Source organism: Micromonospora globispora, assembly GCF_003857015.1.
Lineage (GTDB): Bacteria > Actinomycetota > Actinomycetes > Mycobacteriales > Micromonosporaceae > Micromonospora > Micromonospora globispora.
This window is the reverse complement of the sequence record NZ_QGGF01000195.1, coordinates 1-5,781: the sequence shown is the minus strand read 5'-3', so window position 1 is coordinate 5,781 and position 5,781 is coordinate 1. Positions and strand designations below refer to the sequence as shown.

The window sequence follows — 5,781 nt, the reverse complement described above, 5'->3', positions numbered from 1 at the left end:
GCCGACGAGGCCCTGGTGGCCCGGCAGGCCATCGCCGGGCTGATGTGGGGCAAGCAGTTCTACCACTTCGACGTCAAACGCTGGCTCGACGGCGATCCCGGGTCTCCGCCACCGCCGCCCGGCCGCCGGCACGGGCGCAACAGCCACTGGTGGCACATGACCAGCTTCGACGTGATCTCCATGCCCGACCCCTGGGAGTACCCCTGGTACGCGGCCTGGGACCTGGCCTTCCACTGCGTCACGATCGCCCGGGTCGACCCCGGCTTCGCCAAGGACCAGGTGCTCCTCCTGCTCCGCGAGTGGTACCTGCACCCCAACGGGCAGATCCCGGCGTACGAGTGGGCGTTCGGGGACGTGAACCCGCCGGTGCACGCCTGGGCAGCGCTGAAGGTCTTCGAGATCGACGGCTCCCGGGACTACGAGTTCCTCGCGCGGGTGATGCACAAGCTGCTGCTCAACTTCACCTGGTGGGTCAACCGCAAGGACACCGGCGACAACAACGTCTTCGAGGGCGGCTTCCTCGGGCTGGACAACGTCGGCCCGTTCGACCGCTCCGCCGCACTTCCGGTCGCCGGCGTGCTGGAGCAGTCCGACGGCACCGGCTGGATGGCCATGTACGCGCTCAACCTGCTCGACATCGCGATCGTCCTCGCCGAGCACGACCGGGCGTACGTCGACACCGCCACGAAGTTCTTCGAGCACTTCGCCTACATCGCCGCGGCCGCGTACGACCAGGGGCTCTGGGACGACGAGGACGCCTTCTTCTACGACGTGCTCCGGCTGGCCGACGGCAGCCAGGTGCCGCTCAAGGTCCGCTCGGTGGTCGGGCTGCTGCCGCTCGCCGCGACCACCCGGCTCACCGCCCGGACCCTGCACCGGCTGCCCGAGCTGGGCGCCCGGCTGCGCTGGTTCCTCACCAACCGCCCCGAGTACGCCGACGTGATCGGCGCCCGCCGGCTCGGCCCGGACGGCCGCCAGCAGCGGCTGCTCTCCATGGTCGGCCCGGAGCAGGTGGTCCGGCTGCTCGCCCGGATGCTGGACACCGACGAGTTCCTCTCCGAGTACGGCCTGCGTACGCTCTCCCGCGCCCACCTGGACAAGCCGTTCTCGGTCACCCTCGGCGGGCAGGAGTTCTGCGTCGGCTACGAGCCGGCCGAGTCCACCAGCGGCCTGTTCGGCGGCAACTCCAACTGGCGCGGCCCGATCTGGATGCCGACGAACTTCCTGCTGATCAGCGCGCTGCGCGACTACGCCGCCTTCTTCGGCGACGACCTGCAGGTCGAGTACCCGACCCGCTCGGGGGTGAAGCGGACCCTGGACGAGATCGCCGACGACCTCTCCGCCCGGCTGATCTCCCTCTTCACCCGGGACGACTGGGGCCGGCGGCCCATCTACGGCGCCGCCCAGCTCTTCCAGACCCACCCCGACTGGCGGGACCTGATCTGCTTCCCCGAGTACTTCCACGGCGACAACGGCGCGGGGCTCGGCGCCTGGCACCAGACCGGCTGGACCGCGCTGGTCGCCGACCTGATCCTGACCCTGCGCCGCTGATCCACCGGCCCGGGGCGCGGCGGCCGAAAGGATCGACCGCCGCGCCCGTGCTGGTCACGGCAACGGGAAGAAAGCGATCTTGCCGTGGTACTCCCCGGCGACGGTGTTGGTGTCGCTACCGATCCACAGCCCGCGGTCGGTGGCGTACAGCTCGGCGGTGCCGACCCCGCGATCCTTGGTCGGATTCCACGCCAACGCCTTGCCCGTCACCGGGTTGATCGCCCCGATCCCCGGCCGGTACACCGCGCCCGCCCCCGCCGAGTTACGGCCGTACGGGTTGTCCAGCCAGCGCTGGTGCCCGCCGACGTAAACCGCCGGGCCGGTGATGGCCACCGAGAGGAGGGTGTCGCCACCGGTGTAGTTCACCCAGGTCGGCTGCTTGCCGCCGGTCTCGGTGCCGAACTCGAAGCGGGCCGCCGCGTCGCAGAGCTGGCCGGTGTACATGTAGCCGGTCGTCACCGCGACGAACCAGGTGCCGTCCGGGGAGATGTCCACCCCGCGCATGTACGTCGGGAAGCTGCTCGAGCAGTTCGGCCGGTACCGGTCGGTCGACCAGCCGGAGAGCGTCGCCCCGGTGGAGCTGAGCCGGGCCACGGCGAGCTGGTGCCGGGCCTGGCCGGCGACGGTGCTGAAGTTCCCCACGAAGATCAGCCGGGTGCCGTCGGCGGAGACGTCGAGCGCCTCGACCTTGACCGGCGCGGTGACCCCGGTGGTGGTGGTCCGGGGGCCGTCGACCCGCAGGTTCACCGACGAGTCGGCGGCCCCGGTGCCGGCGTTCAACGCCGCCAGAGCGCGCCGGGTCACCCCGCCGACGGTCTGGAACGCGCCGCCCACGATGAGCCGGGTGCCGACCAGCCGCATGTCGTTGACCTGCCCGTTGAGCGCGGCCGGGGCGAATCCGGCGACCCGGGCCCCGGTGGCCGCGTCGACCCGGGCGACCCGCGGGGCCGCCACGCCGTTGACCGAGGTGAACGACCCGCCGATGTAGAGCGACAGGCCGTCCGCCGCGGCGGCGAGCGCCTTGACGGTGCTGTTGACCACCGGCCGGAAGGTGGTGTCGATCCGGCCGGTGGTGGCATCGAAGGCCACCAGCCGGGGCATGGCCAGGTCCACGGTGCTGCCCGCGTTGCGGACCTTGGTGAACGAACCGGCCATGTAGACCCGGTTGCCGATCTGGATGATCCGGTAGACAGTGCCGTCGATCGCGTGTGGCGTCCAGTTCGCCGGGTCGGCGCTCACCACCGTTGGGTGCAGCGCGTTGACGGCCAGTGCCGGGGTGGCGGGCAGGGTGGTGCCCGCCGCGACGAGCGCGGCCACCAGGCCGACGGCCGCGCCCCGGCGACGCCGGTGCCGGCGGGTGGGCCGGGACCGGCTCGCATGTGGATGGTCACGAGAAGGTGTCATCGTCGAAGCATGGCGCAGCGACCCCGGTACACGCAGTCATATCCCTGCCGCTGCTGCGTCGGCGTTCGGTCACTCCGCACCGGCCGTCCGGCCACCCCGGTGGCCGATCCCTTTCGCGCCGGCCGACGGAAACCGGGGTGCCGGTCGGGGCCGGTCGCAGTAACGTGTCCCGGTCCGGACAGGGAAGGGGAACACGATGAGGCAGCGCCGGGAGGCGAGAGTGCTCGTCTTCGACGCCGACGACACGCTCTGGGAGAACAACGTCCTCTTCGAGCGGGTGATCGACGCCTTCCTGGCCTGGCTGGACCACCCGACGCTGGACCGCGCCGAGATCCGGGCCGTCCTCGACGACATCGAGCGGGCCAACGCCGTCGCGCACGGCTACGGCAGCAAGATCTTCCTGCGCAGCCTGGGGGAGTGCCTGGAGAAGCTGCGCGAGCGCCCGGCCACCGAGCGGGAGCGCCGGGAGCTCGACGACCTGGCCGCCGCCCTGGTCGGGCACCAGGTCGAGCTGATGCCCGGGGTCGCGGAGACGCTCGACGACCTCGCCACCCGGCACGAGCTGCTGCTGCTCACCAAGGGGGAAAGGGAGGAGCAGCAGCGCAAGCTCGACGTCTCCGGGCTGCTGCACCACTTCCGGGCCGCGCACATCGTCCCGGAGAAGGACGTCGACACGTACCGCTGGCTGGCCGACGAGCACGGCTTCGAGCCGGCCACCGCGTGGATGATCGGCAACTCCCCGAAGTCCGACATCCTCCCCGCGCGGGCGGCCGGCATGAACGCGGTCTTCATCCCGAACGAGAACACCTGGGTGCTCGAGCACGACGAGCTGGACCCGACCGACACCGGCGTGGTCCGGCTGGCGGCCTTCACCGACCTGCTCGGGCATTTCTGACCGGGCCGGTATCGTCCGGCCCGTGCCCCTGACGTTCCCGTCGCACCTGGCGCCGGTGCTTCCGCTGAAGCTGTGGCGGCCGCGCTGGTTCGACGGGGTGGCCCTGGCCACCGGCGCGGTCGCGCCGGACGTGGGCTACCTCTTCGCCGGCACCCGCCTCGACCCCGGATCGGATACGCACACCCTGGCCGGGCTGCTCTGGTGGTGCCTGCCGGTGGCGCTCGGCTACGCCTGGCTGGTCCGCCGCACGGTGGCCGGGATCGCGGTGCACCTCCCCGGCGAGCAGGTTTTCGGCTGGCGCCGGTACGCCGCGCTCCGCGGCGTCCGCCATCCCTGGCGGATCACCGTCTGCTCGGCGCTGCTCGGCGCGACCAGCCACCTCGGCTGGGACTGGCTCACCCACACCGACCGCTGGCTGCGCCTATTCGGAATCCAGGACTTTTACGCGGCATCCACTGGTGGTCCTTCGCCGACCTGCTCAGCACGGTCGTCGGCGCGGCCGTCGTGGTGGGCCTGGCGGTTCGCGCCAGCCGTCGGCATGAGAGGGTTGACGGGGTACCACCATCCGCGCCACCGGCGCGGCCCGCGCTCTTCTGGGGGGTGGCACTGGCGGTCACCGCCGTGGGAGTGGCGGTGCTGGCGGGACTACCCGCCGCGGCGATGCCCGCCCCGGCCCTGGTGCGACTGCTCCACCTGGCCGCGATCGCGCTGATGGCCGGCGCCGCGGCGTCCGGCGCCTCGCCATCGGCGGGCGGGTGACCGGAGGGAAAGCCCTCGGGCGGACCGATCGCCTCGTTGACAAACAGCGTCGTGACGGCTGACCGTGTTACGCCGACATGCCGTATTCCAACGTTGGTATTCATCACATTCTCTGGGGTCGGCGAAAGCTTGTCCGACCTGCGGCACGGTGCCTAACCTGAGCCCGCGTTCACGGCTCTTCGGGGTGAGTCGGGGACGCACCGAAGTCCGGTAGTTGGGCACCGTGGAGCTGAGTGCATGCGGGCCGGCTCGCCGTGTTGAGCCCGGCGTCGGCGGCGTGCCCCGCCCGCCGCGCTCGCAACGGCGAAATCCGCTACCACGCCGGACGGCTGGGGGTCAGGACCGGGGAGTTGCGGACCCGGTCCTGACCCGTCCCCAGTGGTCCGTCGACGATGGAAGAGCGGGCACGTGTCAGCACAGCTCGAACCCTGGCCGGGCCAGAACAACAAGCCCGCAGGCCTGACCAGCCTGCCCTCGGGCACCGAGCAGGTCATCATCGTCACCGGCGACAGCTACCGCACCACGTACGCGACCCTCGAGACGTATGCGAGAAGGCGTGGTCGCTGGGCTCCGGTCTTCGCGCCGCTGCCGGCCCGGATCGGTGTGCAGGGGTTCAGCGACGACCACGTCGAGGGCGTGCCGACCACGCCGACCGGCGTCTTCGCCATAGGCCCGACCATGTACGGCATAGCGGCGAACCCCGGCGTCCGCTACCCGTACCACCACGTCGTCACCAACGACTGGTGGAACGAGAACCCGGACTCCCCGCGGTACAACACCTTCCAGCACTCGGCCATCAACCCCGGTGGATACAGCGAGGCGCTCTGGCGGGAGACCCCGGCGTACACGCACTTCGCGGTGATCACCTACAACCTGCCGCCGAACGTCGAGAGCCCGGTGCCGGGTGCCGGCAGCGGGATATTTCTGCACGAGTTCGGCACGGCCGGCGGCAACGCGACGGCCGGCTGCGTCAGCCTCTCGCACGACCACCTGGTCGAGGTGCTCACGTGGCTGGACCCGGAGGCCTCGCCGCGCATCGTGCTCTGCCGTTTCCTCTCATGATGCGTTAGTGGGCACATGATTGGATGTCCTGCCTTGCGGTGGGACGGTCCCGGTCTTGCCCGCTGTGGCGGTGCCGGGTTGACGTTTCACGGCCACCAGCCCCGCGAGCG

General features: G+C 71.2%; 5 protein-coding genes. 4 read left to right on the top strand and 1 reads right to left on the bottom strand.

Features of this window, described 5'->3' with window-relative positions; genetic code table 11:
• Positions 1-1,551, top strand: a 1,551-nt coding sequence (locus tag DKL51_RS07555) for an MGH1-like glycoside hydrolase domain-containing protein (protein ID WP_438819653.1), incomplete at its 5' end; no start/stop codon positions are given.
• Between the two features lie 54 nt (positions 1,552-1,605).
• On the opposite strand, the gene DKL51_RS07550 is transcribed toward DKL51_RS07555, so the two are convergent.
• Entirely contained in the window at positions 1,606-2,955 is a 1,350-nt protein-coding gene (locus DKL51_RS07550; RefSeq protein ID WP_124811873.1) for a hypothetical protein, read from the bottom strand.
• Positions 2,956-3,151: 196 nt separating this feature from the next.
• Here DKL51_RS07550 and DKL51_RS07545 point away from each other — a divergent pair, with 196 nt between their 5' ends.
• From DKL51_RS07545 to DKL51_RS07535, 3 genes are all read left to right on the top strand, one after another.
• Positions 3,152-3,850 (top strand): HAD family hydrolase, encoded by a 699-nt coding sequence (locus tag DKL51_RS07545; protein ID WP_109965961.1) that lies wholly within the window; start codon positions 3,152-3,154, stop codon positions 3,848-3,850.
• Positions 3,851-3,872: 22 nt separating this feature from the next.
• Positions 3,873-4,562 (top strand): DUF4184 family protein, encoded by a 690-nt coding sequence (locus DKL51_RS07540; RefSeq protein ID WP_243420880.1) that lies wholly within the window; start codon positions 3,873-3,875, stop codon positions 4,560-4,562.
• 455 nt (positions 4,563-5,017) lie between these two features.
• The gene (locus DKL51_RS07535) at positions 5,018-5,671 is read left to right on the top strand and encodes a L,D-transpeptidase family protein (RefSeq protein WP_109944038.1); all 654 of its coding nucleotides are present in this window, start codon (positions 5,018-5,020) and stop codon (positions 5,669-5,671) included.
• Positions 5,672-5,781 lie beyond the last annotated feature (110 nt).